The sequence below is a fragment of the Plantactinospora solaniradicis genome, assembly GCF_042658085.1.
GTDB lineage: Bacteria > Actinomycetota > Actinomycetes > Mycobacteriales > Micromonosporaceae > Plantactinospora > Plantactinospora solaniradicis.
Genome location: NZ_JBHSPR010000060.1, coordinates 22,784 through 41,562 on the forward strand (window position 1 = coordinate 22,784; position 18,779 = coordinate 41,562).

24 protein-coding genes are annotated in these 18,779 nt (G+C 71.0%); 14 read left to right on the top strand and 10 right to left on the bottom strand.

Annotated elements, in window-relative coordinates; genetic code table 11:
* The first annotated feature begins 5 nt into the window (after positions 1-5).
* Positions 6-446: a DUF2550 domain-containing protein gene (locus ACFP2T_RS39710; protein WP_377431670.1), complete on the top strand. Its 441-nt coding sequence runs from the start codon at positions 6-8 to the stop codon at positions 444-446.
* Positions 447-491: 45 nt separating this feature from the next.
* Here ACFP2T_RS39710 and ACFP2T_RS39715 read toward each other — a convergent pair whose 3' ends face one another.
* The gene (locus ACFP2T_RS39715; RefSeq protein WP_377431673.1) at positions 492-1,172 is read right to left on the bottom strand and encodes a class I SAM-dependent methyltransferase; all 681 of its coding nucleotides are present in this window, start codon (positions 1,170-1,172) and stop codon (positions 492-494) included.
* A 130-nt stretch (positions 1,173-1,302) separates the two neighbouring features.
* On the opposite strand from ACFP2T_RS39715, the gene ACFP2T_RS39720 reads away from it, so the two are divergent.
* The 3 genes from ACFP2T_RS39720 (at position 1,303) to ACFP2T_RS39730 (ending at position 4,218) form a co-directional block, all read left to right on the top strand.
* Positions 1,303-2,592, top strand: coding sequence for a sensor histidine kinase (locus tag ACFP2T_RS39720; RefSeq protein ID WP_377431676.1), 1,290 nt, complete (start codon positions 1,303-1,305; stop codon positions 2,590-2,592).
* Positions 2,589-3,299, top strand: a complete 711-nt coding sequence (locus tag ACFP2T_RS39725) for a response regulator (RefSeq protein WP_377431679.1) — start codon at positions 2,589-2,591, stop codon at positions 3,297-3,299. The genes ACFP2T_RS39720 and ACFP2T_RS39725 overlap by 4 nt, the downstream gene beginning before the upstream one ends.
* Before the next feature lie 103 nt (positions 3,300-3,402).
* Positions 3,403-4,218, top strand: coding sequence for a DedA family protein (locus ACFP2T_RS39730; protein ID WP_377431681.1), 816 nt, complete (start codon positions 3,403-3,405; stop codon positions 4,216-4,218).
* On the opposite strand, the gene ACFP2T_RS39735 is transcribed toward ACFP2T_RS39730, so the two are convergent.
* Together ACFP2T_RS39735 and ACFP2T_RS39740 are read right to left on the bottom strand one after the other, a co-directional pair.
* Positions 4,195-4,599: a VOC family protein gene (locus ACFP2T_RS39735; protein ID WP_377431684.1), complete on the bottom strand. Its 405-nt coding sequence runs from the start codon at positions 4,597-4,599 to the stop codon at positions 4,195-4,197. The two genes, ACFP2T_RS39730 and ACFP2T_RS39735, sit on opposite strands and share 24 nt — an antisense overlap.
* 6 nt (positions 4,600-4,605) lie before the next feature.
* Complete coding sequence (locus tag ACFP2T_RS39740; protein WP_377431687.1) at positions 4,606-5,178, bottom strand: cob(I)yrinic acid a,c-diamide adenosyltransferase; 573 nt, start codon at positions 5,176-5,178, stop codon at positions 4,606-4,608.
* Here ACFP2T_RS39740 and murA point away from each other — a divergent pair.
* On the top strand, positions 5,177-6,739 hold the full coding sequence (murA, locus tag ACFP2T_RS39745) for a UDP-N-acetylglucosamine 1-carboxyvinyltransferase (RefSeq protein ID WP_377431690.1): 1,563 nt from the start codon (positions 5,177-5,179) through the stop codon (positions 6,737-6,739). The genes ACFP2T_RS39740 and murA overlap by 2 nt on opposite strands.
* A 20-nt stretch (positions 6,740-6,759) precedes the next feature.
* On the opposite strand, the gene ACFP2T_RS39750 is transcribed toward murA, so the two are convergent.
* A complete protein-coding gene (locus tag ACFP2T_RS39750; protein WP_377431693.1) occupies positions 6,760-7,248 on the bottom strand; it encodes a MarR family winged helix-turn-helix transcriptional regulator in 489 nt (162 codons plus the stop codon).
* A gap of 107 nt (positions 7,249-7,355) precedes the next feature.
* Here ACFP2T_RS39750 and ACFP2T_RS39755 point away from each other — a divergent pair, with 107 nt between their 5' ends.
* From ACFP2T_RS39755 to ACFP2T_RS39775, 5 genes are all read left to right on the top strand, one after another.
* Positions 7,356-7,919 (top strand): NADPH-dependent FMN reductase, encoded by a 564-nt coding sequence (locus ACFP2T_RS39755; RefSeq protein ID WP_377431695.1) that lies wholly within the window; start codon positions 7,356-7,358, stop codon positions 7,917-7,919.
* A gap of 134 nt (positions 7,920-8,053) precedes the next feature.
* Complete coding sequence (locus tag ACFP2T_RS39760; RefSeq protein WP_377431698.1) at positions 8,054-8,902, top strand: 3-hydroxyacyl-CoA dehydrogenase family protein; 849 nt, start codon at positions 8,054-8,056, stop codon at positions 8,900-8,902.
* A 118-nt stretch (positions 8,903-9,020) separates the two neighbouring features.
* Complete coding sequence (locus ACFP2T_RS39765) at positions 9,021-9,758, top strand: SRPBCC family protein (RefSeq protein WP_377431700.1); 738 nt, start codon at positions 9,021-9,023, stop codon at positions 9,756-9,758.
* The gene (locus ACFP2T_RS39770) at positions 9,758-10,108 is read left to right on the top strand and encodes a YciI family protein (protein ID WP_377431703.1); all 351 of its coding nucleotides are present in this window, start codon (positions 9,758-9,760) and stop codon (positions 10,106-10,108) included. The genes ACFP2T_RS39765 and ACFP2T_RS39770 overlap by 1 nt, the downstream gene beginning before the upstream one ends.
* 74 nt (positions 10,109-10,182) lie before the next feature.
* A complete protein-coding gene (locus ACFP2T_RS39775) occupies positions 10,183-11,364 on the top strand; it encodes an RNA polymerase sigma factor (RefSeq protein ID WP_377431706.1) in 1,182 nt (393 codons plus the stop codon).
* Positions 11,365-11,367: 3 nt separating this feature from the next.
* On the opposite strand, the gene ACFP2T_RS39780 is transcribed toward ACFP2T_RS39775, so the two are convergent.
* Positions 11,368-11,559 carry a DUF397 domain-containing protein gene (locus tag ACFP2T_RS39780; protein WP_377431708.1) on the bottom strand — a complete coding sequence of 64 codons (192 nt, stop codon included), beginning with the start codon at positions 11,557-11,559 and terminating at the stop codon, positions 11,368-11,370.
* A complete protein-coding gene (locus tag ACFP2T_RS39785) occupies positions 11,559-12,341 on the bottom strand; it encodes a helix-turn-helix domain-containing protein (protein WP_377431711.1) in 783 nt (260 codons plus the stop codon). Before ACFP2T_RS39785 ends, ACFP2T_RS39780 begins: the two co-directional genes overlap by 1 nt.
* 210 nt (positions 12,342-12,551) lie before the next feature.
* Here ACFP2T_RS39785 and ACFP2T_RS39790 point away from each other — a divergent pair, with 210 nt between their 5' ends.
* The 3 genes from ACFP2T_RS39790 to ACFP2T_RS39800 are packed head-to-tail and all read left to right on the top strand — an operon-like array spanning position 12,552 to position 14,321.
* The gene (locus ACFP2T_RS39790) at positions 12,552-12,884 is read left to right on the top strand and encodes a hypothetical protein (RefSeq protein WP_377431713.1); all 333 of its coding nucleotides are present in this window, start codon (positions 12,552-12,554) and stop codon (positions 12,882-12,884) included.
* Positions 12,885-12,921: 37 nt separating this feature from the next.
* Positions 12,922-13,632, top strand: coding sequence for a helix-turn-helix domain-containing protein (locus ACFP2T_RS39795; RefSeq protein ID WP_377431716.1), 711 nt, complete (start codon positions 12,922-12,924; stop codon positions 13,630-13,632).
* The gene (locus tag ACFP2T_RS39800) at positions 13,629-14,321 is read left to right on the top strand and encodes an SRPBCC family protein (protein ID WP_377431719.1); all 693 of its coding nucleotides are present in this window, start codon (positions 13,629-13,631) and stop codon (positions 14,319-14,321) included. The genes ACFP2T_RS39795 and ACFP2T_RS39800 overlap by 4 nt, the downstream gene beginning before the upstream one ends.
* A gap of 60 nt (positions 14,322-14,381) precedes the next feature.
* Here the strand turns inward: ACFP2T_RS39800 and ACFP2T_RS39805 are convergent, their stop codons facing one another.
* The 4 genes from ACFP2T_RS39805 to ACFP2T_RS39820 all read right to left on the bottom strand — a co-directional run bounded on the left by ACFP2T_RS39805 (position 14,382) and on the right by ACFP2T_RS39820 (position 17,879).
* A complete protein-coding gene (locus ACFP2T_RS39805) occupies positions 14,382-15,230 on the bottom strand; it encodes an ABC transporter permease (RefSeq protein WP_377431721.1) in 849 nt (282 codons plus the stop codon).
* On the bottom strand, positions 15,227-16,075 hold the full coding sequence (locus tag ACFP2T_RS39810) for an ABC transporter ATP-binding protein (protein ID WP_377431724.1): 849 nt from the start codon (positions 16,073-16,075) through the stop codon (positions 15,227-15,229). Before ACFP2T_RS39810 ends, ACFP2T_RS39805 begins: the two co-directional genes overlap by 4 nt.
* A 75-nt stretch (positions 16,076-16,150) precedes the next feature.
* On the bottom strand, positions 16,151-17,131 hold the full coding sequence (locus ACFP2T_RS39815; RefSeq protein ID WP_377431727.1) for a polysaccharide deacetylase family protein: 981 nt from the start codon (positions 17,129-17,131) through the stop codon (positions 16,151-16,153).
* Positions 17,132-17,246: 115 nt separating this feature from the next.
* Positions 17,247-17,879: a DUF4126 domain-containing protein gene (locus ACFP2T_RS39820; protein WP_377431730.1), complete on the bottom strand. Its 633-nt coding sequence runs from the start codon at positions 17,877-17,879 to the stop codon at positions 17,247-17,249.
* A 72-nt stretch (positions 17,880-17,951) separates the two neighbouring features.
* On the opposite strand from ACFP2T_RS39820, the gene nucS reads away from it, so the two are divergent.
* Positions 17,952-18,611: an endonuclease NucS gene (nucS, locus tag ACFP2T_RS39825; protein ID WP_377431732.1), complete on the top strand. Its 660-nt coding sequence runs from the start codon at positions 17,952-17,954 to the stop codon at positions 18,609-18,611.
* Positions 18,612-18,779 lie beyond the last annotated feature (168 nt).

The window sequence follows — 18,779 nt, forward strand, 5'->3', positions numbered from 1 at the left end:
CGTCGATGCTGGTTCTGCGTTGGATCGGGATCGGCGTACTGGTATTCCTCCTCGCGGTCGCGGCGCTCTTTCTCCGCCGGGCCCTGGTCGCCCGGTCGGGTGGCATCATCCGGCTCAGCGTGCGGGTCTCCACCATGCTTGACGGTCGGGGCTGGTCGCCGGGCTTTGCGCGGTTCGCCGAGACCGAACTCCGGTGGTACCGGATGTTCAGCTTCGCGCTCCGGCCGAAACGGGTGCTGGCCCGGCGCGGGCTCGCGGTGGAGCGTCGACGGCTGCCCGAGGGTCAGGAACGGCTCATCATGCCGGCGGACTGGGTGATCCTGCGATGTGTCAGCCACCAGGCTCCCGTGGAGATCGCGATGGCGAAGTCCACGGTCACCGGCTTCCTCTCCTGGCTTGAATCCGCCCCTCCGGGGGCGGTTTCGCATTTGGTGCTCCGGGACTGAGCGATCCTGCCCCCTGCCCGGACCGGCATCAGGCCCGGACCGGCGTCAGGACTGGGCGGGCTGGGGCACGTTCAGCGGCCGGACCGGCGATGGGTGACGGGCGGGCCTCGACGTACCGGGCTGCTCGACGAGAGGTTGCCGGACCGGCCGGCGACAGTGGTAGACCACCGCCGGGGGTAGGTTCGCCCACACCGTTCCGCCGACGACGACCTCTTCGAACAGCTCACGCAGGGTCCGGTGCAGCCGTCGTGCCGGAGGCGCCCACCGGGCGTGCTGGTACGCGAAGGTGGTGAACGCGCCGTCGTCGGCGAGGGCCGCGACGACGGCGCTGAGGATCTCCCGCTGTCGTTGCGCGGTGAACACCGCCCAGGGCAGCCCACTGACGATCGCCTCGGCGCGGGGGAGATTCCGCTCGGTGAGCAGGCTCGCCAGGTTCCCGGCGTCGGCCTGGAGCACGTCGACTCCGGGATGCTCCCGGGCCAGACGGTCGGCGAAGGTCGCGTTGATCTCCAGGGCGAGGTGCCTGCCCTGGCCCCCGAGGCGGCGCTGGATCACCCGGGTGAAGGCTCCGGTGCCGGGACCGAGCTCGACCACCAGCGGCTCGCCGGTCCGGGGAATCGTCGCGGTGATCCGTTCGGCAAGTGGGACTCCGCTGGGCGCGATCGCGCCGACCGCCCGTGGGCTGCGGGCCAACTGGGCCAGAAACGAGATCATTTCGGTAGGCACGGACCGAAGCTAGGCGAGCTGATCTTCTTTCGATGTCGTCCGGCCGGTCGGTATATCGGCCAGTTGGAGGAGGCGGCGCGGCTGATGGCAGGAGTCGCCGCTCGCGGTTCCGCTCCGTATCGTTGCCAACGTGCGGGATCAGCGAAGATGGTGGCCGGATGTGCTGCTCGGGCTGGTCGGCGGTGGCTTGGGACTGATCAAGCTCGGCTGGCCGGTGGTACAGACCCGCCCGCTCGCGCTGGCGGTCACGGTGACGGCCGGGCTGATCCTGCTCGGCGCCCGCCGATGGCCCTGGCCGGTGCTGGTGGTCGAGTGCCTGCTGCTGGCGCTCGCCAACTGGACCGCGCCCTGGGCCGGGGACGTCGCCCAGTTCGGCGCCCTGGTCGCGGTGGGCCTCGTCGCCTTCACCGCCAGGTGGCCGTCCATCAGCGTGGCGCTCGGGCTGGCGTACGCCGCCTCGCTGGTCCATCTGGTCGGCCCCGGCAGCGACGGGCTGCTGCCCGGACAGCAGGGGTTCATCCAGCTCGCCGGGTTCGCCGGGTTCGTCATCGCACCGGTCGCCCTTGCCCGCTACCTGAGCGGGGTGCGCCGGGTGGCCCAGTTGGCCGAGGAGCGGGCCCGCGACGTGGAGGCGCAGCAGGAGATCCAGACCCGCGCCGCGCGGCTGGCCGAGCGCGCCGCCATCGCCCGGGACCTGCACGACATCGTCGCGCACCACGTGGGGGCCATCGCGCTACAGGCGGGCGCGGCCCAGTACGCCGCCCGCCGTACCGGCCGGGTGGACGATGCCGTGCACGCCCTCGGTGACCTGCGGGTGACCGCCGGCCAGGTGCTCGACGAGCTGCGGGCGCTGCTGGAGGTGCTGCGGGATCCGGACGCGGTGACGGCGGGCGGACCGCCGATCGAGCCGGAGCAGTTGATCACGGACGCGGAACAGCGGGTCCGATCGGCCGGCGTGGCGGTCCGGATGAGCCTGGCCCCTGATGTCGGCGACGCCCCGCTGGTGGTGCGGACCACCGCCGCCCGGGTGGTCCAGGAGGGCCTGACCAACACCCTCAAGCACGCGGGACCCGGCGCGACCGCCTCGGTGGACATCCGGCCCGACGGAACGGGGCTGCTGGTCGAGGTGCTGGACACCGGGCCGGAACATCCCCGGCCGTCGCTGCTGCCGCCGTCCGGGCACGGGCTGGCGGGAATGCGGGAGCGGGTCCGACTGCTCGGCGGGACACTGCTCGCCGGCCCCACCAGCAGCGGCGGCTGGCGCCTGGCCGCGCACCTGCCGATCAGGGAGAAGGGCACCACGGGCCCGATCAGGGAGAAGGCAGCCGGCCCGATCAGGGAGAAGGCAGCCGGCCCGATCTGTGAGAAGGTCGTCGCCCGGCCGGTCGAGCCGGAACGTGCCGGGCGGTCCGGGCGGTGATCCGGGTACTCGTGGTGGACGACCAGGCCCTGGTCCGGGCCGGCGTGACGCTGCTGCTGCGCACCGCGGGCGGGTTCGACATCGTCGGCGAGGCGGGCGACGGCCGCGAGGCGGTCCGGCTGGCCGAACGGCTGCGCCCGGACGTCGTGCTGATGGACCTGCGGATGCCCAGGATGGACGGCATCGAGGCGACCCGGAGGATCCTCGACCAGCACCCGGCGACCCGGGTGCTGGTGCTCACCACCTTCGCCGACGACGCCAACATCTACGGGGCGCTCGGCGCTGGTGCGATCGGTTACCTGGTCAAGGACGGTGCCCCGGAGGACCTGGTGGAGGCCGTGGGCCGGGCGGCCCGGGGCGAGCCGCTGCTGGCGCCGCCCGTACTGGCCCGGATCGTCAACCGCGCGTTGCTGGCGCACACCCGGGACGCCGAGCGGGAGGTCGACAACCTGCGACCCTCGGGGCGGCGCCTGCTCAGCGGCCGGGAGCTTGAGGTGCTGGCGCTGGTCGGTGCCGGGCTCTCCAACGCCGAGATCGCCGCGCGGATGCACCTGGGGGTCACCACGGTCAAGACGCACGTCTCGGCCGCGATGGACAAGCTCGGGCTCCGCAACCGGGTCCAGGCCGCGGTGGTCGCGCATCGCCTCGGCCTGGTCGACGACGCCTTCCGGCCGATCGACCCCCAGGTCAGCGAAGGGCGACCCTGAAGCCGGTCCGCCCGGCCCCTAGGGTGCCGGCCGGCCAGTTGGCGGAGCCGGGGTGACCATCGGTACGAGGCTGAGTGCCCGCCGCGCGAGGCACGGTTGACGGGTGGACCTCGCCGCCGCACTCGTCGACCGCCTCACCGGACTGCCGCCCGGGTGGCTGTACCTGGCTGCCGGGGCGCTGCTGACCGGCGAGGTGGGGCTGTTGGCGGGCCTCGCGGTCCCGGCCGCCAGCACGATGCTCACCGTGGGGTTCCTGGCCCGGACCGGGTACCTCGATCTGATCGTCACACTGGTGGTCTGCACGCTCGCCGCGTTCGCAGGTGACCAGCTCGGCTACCTGGAGGGCCGGTTCGTCGGCACCCGGATCCGGGGCGGCCGGATCGGTCGGTGGATCGGCGCGGACCGCTGGCGACGTACCGAGGCGGCGATCATCGACCGGGGTGGTCCGGCGATCGTCCTCGGCCGTTGGACGCCGTTCGTCCGTACCCTGGTGCCCCGGATCGCCGGAGGCGCCGGAATGCCGTACCGGCGGTTCATGGTCTTCAACGCGTTCGGGGTCGCGGTCTGGGTGCCCGGCACGATCCTGGTCGGCTACGCCGCCGGGGCCTCCTATCCGCGGCTCGCCGGGTCGGTCGGCCCGGCCGGCGCGCTGGCGCTGGTGGCCGCCGTGGTGGTCGGGGCCGGGCTGTGGCTCCGGCGCCGGCTCCTTCCCCGCTCCGGCGCCATCGGGTACGGCGCCAGCGGCCCGCCGACCAGCGTGCCCGTGCCCCCGCCCGCGCCCGCACCCCGGCGGCGACTCCGGCTCAGGAGTGGCTCACCGCTGGGACAACCGCGCCGACCGGCCGGTCCGAGAACCCGGCGACCCTTTCCGGTCGGCCGGGGAACTCCCGGACGGTCAGTCCCCGACGGCGAGGAGTGAGGCGCAGAGTTCCACCTCGAAACCGGACTCGTCGGTCAGGTAACCGGCGTAGTTGTCGGGCCCACCCGCGTACGGGTGACGGTCGGCGAAGAGCAGCGACCAGCCGTACGTCGGCGCCTCGGTGACCAGCCGGTCCACCACGGGCGGCGGGCCGGCGTGGAAGGCCAGGTGATTGAGGCCCGGGGCGAGCCGGTCGTGCCGCCGGGACGACAGCGCGGCGGACTCCTCCAGGACCAGGTACGTCGGACCGAGTCGCCAGGAGCGCCCGGCCGGCCAGCTCTGCTCCGGCGTCCAGCCCAGCTCGCCGAGCAGCCAGCCCCAACTACGTTCGGCGCGGCCGAGGTCGGGTACCCATACCTCGACATGGTGCAACCCGCCCATCGGCGGCTACCGGTTGCCGCCCGGGACCCATAGCACATCGCCGTCCGGATTCGCCGTTCTTCCGAGGATGAACAACAGATCGGAGAGGCGGTTGAGATACTTTGCCGGAAGAGTACTGGTTCGGTCGGGTTCGGCGTTGAGCAGTGCCCACGCCGAGCGCTCCGCGCGCCGGGCGATCGTGCGCGCCACGTGCAGCAGCGCCGCTCCGGGGGTACCGCCCGGAAGAACGAAGGAGTCGAGTTTGGCCAGCTCCGCGTTGTACTCGTCGCACCAGCCCTCCAGGCGGAGCACGTACTCCTCGGTGACCCGCAACGGCGGGTACGCCGGCTCCGGCTCGACCGGGTTGGACAGGTCGGCGCCGACGTCGAACAGGTCGTTCTGGATGGTGCCCAGCACCGAGCGGAGGCCCTCGTCGAGTTGGCCGAGCGCCAGCGCCACTCCGATGGCCGCGTTGCACTCGTCGACGTCGGCGTACGCGGCGATCCGCGGGTCCGTCTTGGCGACCTTCTCGTTGTTGCTGAGCCTGGTCGTGCCGGCGTCGCCGGCCCTGGTGTAGATGCGGGTGAGGTGGACGGCCATGACGCACAGCGTACGGATGTCGACGCAGATCGCGCCCGCACGGTCGGGGACGGTGGCGGGATCGGAGCCGGGGACGGTGGCGGGAACGACATCGGACCCGGGGACGGCGGCGGATACGGCCGGAGGGTGGGCCAGCGGCTCCGGGCCGGCCGGAGCCGACGACTCTACGATGTGCGACGTGGATGTGATCAGGGTGAGCGGCGGTGCCCGGCTGGCCGGTCAGGTGCACGTCGTGGGTGCCAAGAACTCCGCGCTCAAGCTGATGGCCGCGGCCCTGCTCGCGCCCGGGCGGAGCGTGATCACCAACGTTCCCCGGATCACCGATATCGCGATCATGGCCGAGGTGCTGCGCCGACTCGGCTGCCAGGTCTCGTTCGCCGACGACGAGCCGGTCTCGTTCGCCGACAACGGCGGGAGTGATGGCGGCGGGAGTGGTGGCGGCGGGAGTGCGGCGGCGGGCGGTCCCGCCGGAGCGGCCCGGTCCTGTTCGGTGACGATCGAGGTGCCGGAGGCGCCCGGTACGGAGGCGGACTACGACCTGGTACGCCGGCTCCGGGCATCGATCTGCGTGCTGGGGCCGCTGCTGGCCCGGCGCGGGTACGTCCGGGTCGCCCATCCTGGCGGTGATGCCATCGGCTCCCGGGGGCTGGACATGCACGTGGCCGGGCTGGCCCGGATGGGTGCGGAGATCTCCGGCGAGCACGGCTTCGTCATCGCCTCGGCACCGGACGGCCTGCACGGCGCGACGATCTGGCTCGACTTCCCGAGCGTCGGTGCCACCGAGAACCTGGTGATGGCGGCGGTGCTGGCCAGGGGGGTTACCGAGATCGACAACGCCGCCCGGGAACCGGAGATCGTGGACATCTGCACGATGCTGTCCCAGATGGGGGCCCGGATCGAGGGCGCCGGCACCTCCACGCTGCGGATCGAGGGCGTCGCCGAGCTGCATCCGGTACGCCATGCCACGGTGGGGGACCGGATCGTCGCCGGCACCTGGGCGTTCGCGGCGGCGATGACCCAGGGCGACGTGACGGTCACCGGTGCGAGTCCGGCCTTCCTGGAGATCGCGCTCGACAAGTTGGTCTCCGCCGGCTGTCTGGTGGAGACCCGGGCCGACGCGTTCCGGGTGCAGCTCGACCGGCGGCCGTCGGCGGTCGACGTGGTGACGCTGCCGTTTCCCGGGTTCGCCACCGACCTGTTGCCGATGGCGATCGCGTTGGCCTCGGTGAGCGAGGGCGCCTCGCTGGTCACCGAGAACATCTTCGACGGCCGGTTCATGTTCGTGAACGAGATGGCCCGGCTGGGTGCGGACATCAAGACGGACGGGCACCACGCGGTGGTCCGGGGTCGGGAGCGGCTGTCCAGTGCGCCGGTCCGGGCCACCGACATCCGGGCCGGCGCCGGCCTGGTGATCGCCGGTCTCTGCGCCGACGGGGTCACCGAGGTCTCGCACGTGCACCACGTGGACCGCGGCTATCCGGACTTCATCGCGGACCTGCGGACCCTGGGCGTCGAGGTGGAGCGGGCGACCGCCCCGGAAGAGCCGGCTTTCACGCTATGACCGGCGGACGGCTGGCCGGCTCAGGCGGTCGACTCGTCGGTCGTCTTCTCCGCGCACGTTCCGGTGGTGGCGAAGCGTTGCAGGGCCTCGGTGATCCGGGGGAGGTCCAGGCCGGCGACGTGATCGACGATGTGCCGCCGCACGCTGGCGAGGTTCGCCGGGTACGCCTGTTCCAGCCGGGCCAGTCCGGCGTCGGTGAGGACCGCGTTCCAGCCGCGTGCGTCGTTGGGGCATCTGACCCGTTCGACGAAGGTCTGCTGCTCCAGCCGGGTGACGATCCGGGTCATCCCGCTCAGCGACAGGTCACAGGCGTTCGCGAGTTCGCTCATCCGCATCCGCCGGTCGGGTGCCTCGGAGAGGTGCATCAGGGCCGCGTACTCGTTCATCGAGAGGCGCTGTTCGCGCATCAGATCGGCGTCCAACGCCCGGGGAACGACGATGATCACCCGGGCCAGGGCCCGGACGAACGCCTCCTCGTCGCTGCTCAACGGCGGTGACGCGGCTGTCATGGAGAACACACTAACACGGCAGTTGCTTGACAAAGCAACAATTCGAATATTTGCTTGACCGAGCAAGCACGTGAGTGCTGCGAACTTCAGAGGGGAAATTTACAGAAATGACCAGGATTGGCATCATCCTTGGCAGCACTCGCCCCGGCCGCAACGGCGAGCAGGTGGCCCGCTGGGTGCACGAGGTCGCCTCGCAGCGCGATGACGCGGACTACGAGCTGATCGACCTGCTCGACTACAAGCTCCCGCACCTCGACGAGGCCATGCCGCCGTCGATGGGGCAGTACTCCCAGCCGCACACGCTGGAGTGGGCCGCCAAGATCGCCTCGTTCGACGGCTTCGTGATCGTGACCCCGGAATACAACCACTCCACCTCCGGCGCCCTGAAGAACGCCATCGACTTCCTCTACGGGGAGTGGAACAACAAGGCCGTCGGCTTCGTCAGCTACGGCTCGGTCGGCGGCGCCCGCGCCGTGGAGCACCTGCGCCTGATCGCCGGTGAGCTCCAGATGGCCGACGTACGGTCCCAGGTGGCGCTCTCGCTCTACACCGACTTCGAGAACTTCAGCGTCTTCAAGCCGAACGACTTCCACCGCGAGGCCCTGACCACCACGCTGGACCAGACGGTGGCCTGGAGCAAGGCGCTCGCTCCGCTGCGTGCCGCGAGCTGATCCTGCCTGGTAGCCCACCAACCCTGGACACCGACGCCGGCCGCGAACATGCCCTCGCGGCCGGCGTCGGTTGGTCCGGAGGACGACCGTTATGGTGCTCGGGACGGACACAATCCAGCCGAGGGAGTGAGCACATGGCGGGTCGACTCGCGGTCGTCGGGGCCGGTCTGATGGGTTCGGGCATCGCCCAGGTCGCCGCACTGGCGGGCTGGGAGGTGACGCTCCGCGACATCGACGACGCCGCGACCCGGCGTGGCCTGTCCGGCATCCGCACCTCGTTGGAGAGGTTCGCGGCCAAGGGCACCATCGAGGCCGGGGACGTCGAGGCGACGCTCACCCGGATCACTCCGACCACCGACCTGGAGGCGGCCGGGGACGCCGACATCGTGGTCGAGGCGGTCTTCGAGAAGCTGGAACTCAAGCACGAGGTGTTCCGGGCGTTGGACAAGATCTGCGCCCCCGGTGCCGTGCTGGCCACCAACACCTCGGCCATCCCGATCACCCAGATCGCGGCGGTGACCGATCGGCCGGAGTCGGTCGTGGGTACGCACTTCTTCTCGCCCGTACCGATGATGAAGCTCTGTGAGCTGGTGCGCGGCTACAAGACCAGCGACGAGACGCTGGCGACCGCGCGGGCCTTCGCCGAGGAGATCGGCAAGACCTGTGTGGTGGTCAACCGCGACATCGCCGGCTTCGTCACCACCCGGCTGATCACCGCACTGGTGATGGAGGCCATCAGGCTCGTCGAGTCCGGGGTGATCTCGCCGGAGGACCTGGACACCGCCTGCAAGCTGGGCTTCGGACACGCGATGGGCCCGCTGGCCACCACCGACCTGACCGGCATCGACGTGCTGCTGAACGCCACGAAGAACATCTACGCCGACACCGCCGACGAGAAGTTCTTCCCACCGGAGCTACTGCAACGGATGGCCGCCGCCGGTGACCTGGGCCGGAAGACCGGCAAGGGCTTCTACTCGTACTGATTCGCCACCCGGCCCGGAAAAATTCCGGGCCGTTGTCGATTCCGTCGGATGTCGTTTGTCGGTGAGGTAGAGGGAGCCGCGAGGCTCGGCTACGACGACAGCGATGGAGGCGGTCGGCATGGGCAGGCAGTTCGAGGTGCGCTGGGAGGGCGATTTGTCCGCCAGCCCGTCGGAGGTGTGGGCGGGGTTCACCGCGCACACCTCCGGCTGGCTGTGGAAAATCGACTACGAGCCACGGGTCGGCGGGGCCGAGCGGGGGCTGAGCGGCTCCGGCGGCACGGTGACGGTCTGGGATCCGCCGAACCGGTTCGTGACCCGGGCGGTCGACGGCGACGGCGTCAACGAACTCGACTACCGGGTCGAGCCGCGTGGCACGGGGTCCTACCTGCGCTACGTACACCGTGGGGTGATCGCCGGGGACTACGAGCGTGAGCTGGACGCCTGCCGGCAGCACACGGCGTTCTACCAGCACACGTTCGGGGAGTACCTGCGGCACTTCGCCGGCCGCGACGCGGCCTACATCTCGGCGGACGGGCCCGGGAGCTCCGCGCGGGGCGGTTTCGCCGCGCTGCGCCGGGCCCTGGGCGTCGGTCCGGACGTCGCCGTCGGTGACCGGGTCCGGCTGACGCCGGCCGGTCTGGCGCCGATCGAGGGCACGGTCGACTACGCCACGCACGCCTTTCTCGGGGTACGCGGTGCCGACGCGCTCTACCGGTTCTACGGCCGGGACGCCTGGGGTTGGCCGGTCGGGGTGGCGCACCACCTGTTCGCCGAGGGTGTGGACGAGGCGGCGGAGACGTCCGCCTGGCAGGCGTGGCTGACCGCCGCACTGGCTCCGTCCGGGGCGGTGGCCTGATGCCCCAGTACGCGGTGCTGATCTTCGAGCGGGAGACCCCCGGTGGCGTGGCCGACATCCCGCCGGAGGTCATGCGGGCCCACGAGGAGTTGCCGGGGCGGATCGCCGAACTCGGTGGCCGGGTCGTCGCCGGGTTGGCGCTGGAACCGTCGACCACCGCGACCGCGATCCGGGGCGACCTGTTGACCGACGGCCCGTTCATCGAGACCAAGGAGGCGCTGGCCGGCGTCTTCGTGATCGAGGCGCGGGATCTCGACCACGCGCTGGCGCTGGCCCGGCTGACCCCGATCGTCAGCGGCGGCGTGGAGGTCCGACCGCTGATCGGCTTCCAGATCCTGGAGCCGAGCTGAGCACGGCCGGACGCAGGAGCGAACACACGGTCGCGCAGAGCGTCGCCGACGCGCACCGTCGCGAGTGGGCCTGGGTGCTCGCCGCGACGGTGCGGGTGACCCGCGATCTCGACGCCGCCGAGGAGGCGGTGCAGGAGGCGTACGTCCAGGCGTTGCGGACCTGGCCACGCGACGGCGTACCCGATCGGCCCGGCGCCTGGCTGACCACGGCGGCCCGGCGTACCGCGCTGAACGCGATGCGCCGACGCCAGACGCTCGACGCCAAACTGCCGCTGCTGCTCGGGCCGGAGGAGGAGGCCGAGATGGCTCAGCCGGACACCATTCCCGACGACCGACTCCGCCTGGTCTTCACCTGCTGCCATCCGGCACTGGCCCTGGAGGCACGGGTGGCGCTGACCCTGCGGCTCGTGTGCGGGCTGGCCACACCGGACATCGCGCACGCGTTCCTGGTCTCCGAGCCGACCATGGCCGCCCGGCTGACCCGGGCCAAGAAGAAGATCAGCGCGGCCAGGATTCCGTACCGGGTACCGTCGGCCGCCGAACTGCCGGGGCGGGTCGGCGCGGCGCTCACCGTGGTCCACCTGCTCTACACCGCCGGGCACACCGCCCGGTCCGGCGAGAACCTGGTACGCGACGAACTCACCGACCGGGCCCTCGACCTGGCCCGGATGCTCCGACTGTTGTTGCCAGCCGACCGTGAGGTCGCCGGGCTGCTTGCCCTGCTGCTGGTGCACCAGGCGCGGCGGGCCGGCCGCACCGATGCCGATGGTCGGCTGCTGCGGATCGAGGAGCAGGACCGGTCGGCATGGGACCGCGAACTGATCGCCGAGGCGGACCGGCTGGTGGTGGGCGCGCTCCGGGCCGGTCCGCCCGGTCGGTTCACCCTCCAGGCGGCGATCGCCGCGCTGCACGCGCAGGCACCGAGCTATCCGGAGACCGACTGGCCGCAGATCCGTACCCTCTACGACGAACTGCTGCGGATCTGGCCGTCGCCCGTGGTCGCGCTCAACCGGGCGGTAGCGCTGTCCATGGTGGACGGACCGGCGGCGGCGCTGGCCGAGGTCGAGGCGATCGAACGCGACGGCCGGCTGGCCGGTTACCGCTACCTGCCGGCGACCAGGGCAGATCTGCTGCGTCGGCTGGGCCGGCACGCGGAGGCCGCCGAGGCGTACCGGGCGGCGCTGGCGCTCAGCGACAACACCGCCGAACAGGAGTTCCTGACGGACCGGCTACGCGAGACGGGTCCGCTCTCCTGACTGCTACGGCCGTACGCGCGACACGTCGGTCACGAACGCCGTCCAGGCCGCCGGCCCGAACGTAAGCACCGGTCCCGGCCGGTCCTTCGAGTCCCGGACCAGTACGCGGCCAGCCAGGTTGTCCGCCACCTCGACGCAGTTGCCGCCGGTGTTGGTGGAGCGGGAGGAGGTCCGCCAGGTGGGGCCAGTGGTCATCAGGTCACCTTCAGCGCTTTGAGTAGTTCGAGCGTGGCGCTCTCCGAGAGGCTCTCTCCCAGCAGGCTATCCCAGACCCGACGGAGATAGCGGGTGATTTTCGGGTCGTCGACCAGCTGTCCACTTGCGACGTTCTCCAGGTAGGCGACCCGGTCGTCGTCGGGCAGGTCGGCCAGGACGAAGCCGCCGCCGAGCCCGACGTGCGCACCGACGTTGGCCGGCAGTGCGTAGAGGTGGACGTGCGGAAGCTCGGCCAGCTCGATAAGATGTCCGAGCTGTGCGTCCAGCACGGCGGGACCACCGACCGGGCGACGGAGGGCCAACTCGTCGATGATGGCCAGGAACTCCGGCGGGTCTTCTTTGGACAGCAGTTCCTGTCGTTCGAGTCGGGCGCTCAGCAGCTCCGCCACGTCGTCGGGGCCGTGCAGTCCGCCGGCCGAGAGCACCGCTCGGGCGTACTCCTCGGTTTGTAATAGCCCCGGGATCACGGTTGGTTCGAAGGCACACAGGCGAGTCGCTTCGGCTTCATAGCCGCGCCAGGCGGCGAACCAGACCGGGGTGCGTTGCTGATCGGCGATGCGCAACAGCTCGGCGAGCAGGCCGCCGGTCTGCAACGCCTCGTCCGCCGCGCCGGCGAACTCCTTGGTGGGCCGCCGTCGGCCGGTCTCGATCCCGGCGATGGTCGACGCGCTCCACCGGATCATCGTCGCCAACTGTTCCTGCGAGACCCCGGCTGCGGCGCGGGCTGCCTTCAGGGCGCGGATCCATACATCGAGGTTCATTTCACGTACTCCAACGGTAAGCGAGTAATTGGTCACTCTTGGTATCGGCAATACATCTACCACTGCGGTCGCGGGCCGTCCAGGGTGGACGGCAGAGGCGGTTCCGCTCCGTGACACCCGACTCCGGGGCGGAACCCGCGTGGTAACCCGGCCGGCGGTCGTCGGCAAACGCCCGCCGGCCGGGATCTCTCCAACACCGAGGAGGTCGTGGTGGCCGATGGCGCGTTACCCGAGTCCGCCGAACCGCTGACGCCGCAGGACTGGCGCCGCGTTCGCAACATCCTGTCGGTGCTGCCGCCGGGCGTACCCCGGGGTGTGTTGCCCCGGGTCGTCAAGCTGCGACGCGGCGACTACCTGCCGCCCGGCGGCGATGTGGTGGTCACGGTCGAGGAACTGCACCACGGTACGGAGAGCGGCCTCGACTGGCTGGGGGCGACCGTCGAGCAGAACGGGCGGGAGGTGGGGCTGCTCATCCGGGTCGAGGTGATCCGCCGGATGGTCGAGTTGGCCGTGCGGTCCCGACGCCAGGGTGGCGCTGTGTAATTTGACAAACGCATTTGTCAAATCACAGAATGTGTCCGTGACGACGGGTGTCGACGTGCTCCGGGACGGAGATCGGCTCAGGGGGGTCCTCACGCCGCTGCGGCAACGTCTGCTCGAAGAGCTGCGCGAGCCCGCCTCGGCGGCCGGGCTCGCCGCGCGGATCGGCGAGAGCCGCCAGCGAGTCAACTACCACCTGCGGGAACTGGAGAAGGGTGGCCTGGTCGAGCTGGTCGAGCTGCGCCAGCGGCGCGGCCGTACCGAACGGGTGATGCGGACCGCCGCGCACGCGGTCATCGTCGCGCCGGCATTAGTCGGCGAGTTGGACGCCGCCGATCAGGACCGGTTCGCCGCAGACACCCTGCTGGCGGCCACCGCGCGGACCTTCGACGACGTAGCCCGGATGCGCGAGGGCGCCGCCCAGGCCGGCAAGCGGCTGGTCACCTTCACCATCGAGGCGGAGATCGGCTTCGACCAGCCCGCCGACATCACCCGGTTCGCCGAGCAGCTCGCCACCCGGGTGGCCGAATTGGCGGCCGAGTTCGACTCGCCCACCGCCCCCAGGCGATACCACCTGCTCGTCGGCGGTCATCCCGCTCGGCCCCCATCGGGCAAGGGGCCAGCCGAGTCGGCTGGGCCAGATCGAGGCGACGGCGGACCAGATCGAGGCGACGGCGGACCAGATCGAGACGACGGCGGACCAGATCGAGACGACGACGGCGAAGCAGATCGAATGGAGCGGGCGAGATGAGCGAGCAACCCAAGCCGTACCGGGTCGAGACCACCATCGGCGCTGACCGTGAGACGGTGTGGCGGGCGATGACGGATGCCGTACAACTCCGGGAATGGTTCGGCTGGGACCACGGCGACCTCGACGGCGAGATCCAGTACATCTTCGTCGACCACGTGAAGCAGGAGCCGCCGGAGCGAATGCTCTTCGACGACGGCTCGTATCTCGAACTGGTGCCGGACGGCCACCGGACCACGATTCGGGCCGTACTGCCCGGTTCGCTCGACGGAACGGACTGGGACGAGGTCTACGACGGCATGGAGGAGGGCTGGCGATCCTTCTTCGAGCAGCTCCGGTTCCTGCTGGAGACCCGCCCGCAGGGCCGCCGCCGCACCGTCTACCTCACGGGTACGGCCACCGCCGCCGATGTGCTGGCGATCGCGGGGAGCGACGGGGAACTCCGGCACACCAGCCGCTACCAGCGGATTGCTGTGCATCCGAGCGGGCACCTGTTGGTGGTCGCCGGCCAGGCGCCGTTGGCCGGTGACGTCGAGGGCCCGATCTCGCTCACCGTCACGACGTACGGCCTGGATGACGCCGCCTTCGCCGACGTCCTGTCGGAGTGGACCGCCCGATGGAGCGACATCCCCGACGCCAGGTCGACCACGACGGCCGGCGAGTCGACGATCACCGCCACCGCCCCGCGCTGAGGTGTTAAGAAGGGGCCCTTTATCTACAGAAAACGATAATAGGGGGCCCTTCCTTTCACTTCAGCCGTCGCGGCGGGTGGTCCAGCGGAAGGTGGTCAGGCAGAGGACGAGGCCGAGGACGCACCAGATGGACAGGACGAGGGCGACGCGGCCCAGTTCGAAGGAGCCGGCTGGTTCCTGGGCGGCGAAGGAGGAGGGGAGGAAGACGGAGCGGAGGCCCTGGCACATCCACTTGAGGGGGAAGAGTGCCGCCACCTGCTGCATCCAGCTCGGGAGTTGGGTGAAGACGATGAAGACGCCGGAGATGAACTGGAGGACCAGGGCGACCGGGGTGGCGGTGGCCGAGGCGCCTCGGCCGGTCTGGGCCAGGGACGAGAAGGCGATGCCGAGGAGTGTGCAGGCGGTGATGCCGAGCAGCGAGACCCAGCCGAAGGTGAACCACTTGGCGGCGGTCGCCGGCAGTTGGAGATCGAAGAAGAGGGTCGCGGTGCCGAGTAGCAGGGCCGTCTCGACCAGGGCGATCACCCCGACCATGATCACTTTGCCGGCGAAGTAGACCCACTGCGGCATCGGGGTGCCGCGCAGCCGCTTGAGGATGCCCCGGTCCCGCTCGCCGGGGATCTGGATCGCCAGGTTCTGGAAGCCCACCGCCACCAGCCCGGAGGCGATCATCCCGGTCACGAAATACTGGGTGAACCGTACGCCGCCGCCGATCTCGTCCCGGAAGACCGAGGCGAAGATCAGGAGCAGGACGACCGGGAACGCCATGGTGAAGACGACCGACTCGCGGCTGCGGAGGAACTGCCGGAGTTCGAGGCGGCCCTGACGGAACGCGAGGGTGGCCGGGCCGATGCGGCGACCGGTGACCGTCGTCGCCGGGGTGTCGAGAGTGCGCGATGTTGTGGTCATCGGTGCCCGATCATCCCCAGGTAGATGTCTTCCAGGGTGGGCCGGGTCACGGTCAGTCCCGGCACCTCTCCGCCGAACCGCGCGGCCAGCTCGCCGACCAGCGCCGTCGGCGTCGCGCTCTCCGCGCGTTCCACCCCGCCGGTCGGGGTACGCCAGGAGACCGTGGTCAGCGCGTTTTCCCGGTTGCCGAGTCGGGCCGGGGCGGCCACCTCGACCAGCCGGCCGCCGGTGATCACGCCGACCCGGTCGGCGAGCGCCTCGGCCTCGTCCAGGTAGTGCGTGGTCAGCACGATGGTGGTGCCGGCGGCGGCCAGGTCGCGGATCAGTTCCCAGAACTCGCGGCGGGCCTCCGGGTCGAAGCCGGTGGTCGGCTCGTCCAGGAACAGCAGCTCGGGTCGGCCGATGATGCCCAGCGCCACGTCCAGCCGCCGCTTCTGCCCGCCGGACAGGGCATGGGTCCGGGCCTTCGCCTTGTCGGCCAGGCCGACCCGGTCGATGACCTTGTCCGGATCGTCCGGCGCCGGATAGAAGCCGGCGAAGTGATGCACCACCTCGGCCACGGTGAGATCGTCGAACTCGCCGGTGCCCTGGAGCACGATGCCGACCCTGGTCCGCCACTGGTCGTCCGCGTGGTCCGGGTCGATGCCGAGCACGCTGACCTCGCCCGCGTCCCGGCGGCGGTAGCCCTCCAGGATCTCCACGGTGGTGGTCTTCCCGGCCCCGTTCGGGCCGAGCAGGGCGAAGACCTCGCCCCGGGACACCGTCAGGTCGACGCCGTCCACGGCGGTGGTGTCGCCGTACGCCTTGCGCAACCCCCGAACGGAGATCGCGAGCTGGTCATCCATGAGACCACTATGCGTGACGGTCCGGCGGCAACGGTCGCCGGGTCGGGTGGATCGGGCGTGGCGGGCACCGGAAGATCAGTTGCCGCCGGCCAACACCTCGGAGAGGGGTGCCGGGGACAGTCTGCGCTCGCGCAGCCCGCGCAGGATGTGTGGCAGCGCCTCGTCGGTCATTGCCGCGTTCGCCTCGGTGACGTGCAGCACGACGACCGAGCCGGGCCTGACCTTCGACAGCACCGCGTTCACGATCGGCCGCCAGGCGGTGGCGAACGGGTCCCCGCTGACCACGTCGCCGTCGACAACTGTCACTCCGAGTGGCGCGAGGGCGGCCAGCGCGGCGCCGTCGTGGCACAGTCCCGGGAAGCGGAAGTAGCGGGTCTGCCGGCCCCCGTACGGCTCGATCAGCCGGAAGGTCCGGGCCACGTCCTCGGTCATCCGGCTGGTCGGCACCCGGGGCAGGCCGTAGCAGTTCGGGGTGAACGCCAGGTGCCCGTACGTGTGGTTGGCCAGTTCGAAGCGCGAATTGCCGGCCAGTCGTCTGGTCAGGTCCGGATAGCGTTCCACCCACTTGCCGGTCAGGAAGAACGTCGCCGGGATCTGTTCCCGCTCCAGCAGTTCGATGATCCGTAGGTTGGCGTACGACCGCACCCGCCCACGGCGCAGGTTGGCGAGCATCGCGTCGGTCATGTCGGCGTCGAAGGTGAGCGCGACCAGGTTGCCGGAGCGGGGGCCGTGCCCGACGACCGGTGGACGGGTGCCGGGCCGGGTCGCACCGGGTCGATCGGCCGCCGTCGGCCGGGGTGTCCGGGTCGAGGGGGTCGAGGGTGTCGCCGGTCCGGTCGCGTGCGGCGCCGTGGCCGTCGCCGTACCGGCCGGTGGGGTGCCATCCGCCGGTCCGGCCGGGCCGCCGGCCCAGGACGGCTCGATCCCCGCCTCCGGCCTGGCCGGGGTGGCCGGGGTGGCGCCGCCGCGCACCACGGCGACCACCAGGACGAGGGCGCCGACGAGCGCGGCGGCAGAGACGGAGATCAGGCCAATTCGAAGAACCTTCGCGAACACCCGGCCGAGCATGCCAGTCGCGGTCCACCGGCGTGGTCCCCGACGAGCCGGAACGCGTCCGGGTCAGCGGATGGCATCGCCCTCGCCAGGCGTTCCGGAGAGTGGCGGTCGACGGTCAGTAGTGGTCCACCATGGTCTCGGTGCGGGCCAGCCGGGCGGCCCGCCGCTGCTGCCGGCGGCGCCGACGCCGACGGACCACCCACATCACGAGGAACGGCACCCCGAGGAGGAACACCAGTACCAGCACCGGAAGCAGGAGCGCGGCCAGCGAGACGAACACGCTCGTCGCGTCCTCGGCGGTGCTCGCCACCGGGGCACCGAATCCGGCCGTACCGGCGTTGATCACCGGCCGGGCGGCGGCCTTCACCCCGTGTACGCCGAGCGCGATGATCACTCCGATGGCGACCGGCACCCACTGGTGGGATCCGAAGAACTGCCCCGGGTCACTGACCGTCACCGTCTCCGAGCCGGACCCCGCACCGAATGCGAGTCCGCCCGCCGTCGGCCGGACGACGGTCTGCACCACGTCGTTGACGTGGTCGACCACCGGCACCTTGTCGGCGACCACCTCGACGGCCAGCAGCACCGCCAGGATCGCGATCGTCCAGCCGTTGGAGAGCCACTGCCAACCGCTCGGCAGGTTGACGAGATCGGTGAACCGGGCGAGCAGAGCCATGGTGAGCAGGGGAATGTACGCGTTCAGTCCGGCCGATGCGGCGAGACCGGTTCCGGTGAGGGCTTCCAGCACGGCTCCAGGATGGCACCGACTCGCCAGCATGGCCCGTCGGGCGCGGTCCGGTCGCTCCGCTACCCTCGTCGGGTGCGGTTGGTGATAGCGCGGTGCTCCGTGGACTACGTCGGACGGCTTTCGGCACACCTGCCGCTGGCGACCCGGCTGCTGATGGTCAAGGCCGACGGATCGGTCTCGATCCATGCCGACGACCGGGCCTACAAGCCACTCAACTGGATGAGCCCGCCGTGCCGGCTGGAGGAGGCTCCCGGCGTGTGGCGGGTGGTCAACAAGGCCGGTGAGGAACTGCGGATCACCCTGGAGGAGATCTTCCAGGACTCGTCGTACGAGTTGGGTGTCGATCCCGGGCTGCGTAAGGACGGTGTGGAGGCGCATCTCCAGGAGTTGCTGGCCGCCAACCCCACCGAGCTGGGTACCGGCTTCACGCTGGTCCGTCGGGAGTACCCCACCGCGATCGGGCCGGTCGACCTGCTCTGCCGGGACGGTGCCGGGGCGGCGGTGGCCGTGGAGATCAAGCGGCGCGGCGAGATCGACGGGGTGGAACAGCTCACCCGCTACCTGGAGTTGCTCAACCGCGATCCGCTGCTCGCGCCGGTCCACGGCGTCTTCGCCGCGCAGGAGATCAAGCCGCAGGCCAGGGTGCTCGCCGCCGACCGGGGGATCCGGTGCGTGGCGGTGAACTACGACCGGCTGCGTGGCATCGTGCGGGACGAGATGACCCTCTTCTGACGGTCGGTGATGAGGCGATACGGCTGACGTCTGATGGTTATCACGCGGTACGGCTGACGCCCTGGCGGGCGTGGATGGTTGTCGGGCCGGGACGTCGTACCGGATTGCCGCCTTTCCGCGACCGGGCGGTGTCCGGATCGGCACAAGATCGCGACGCGGTGGTGCCGG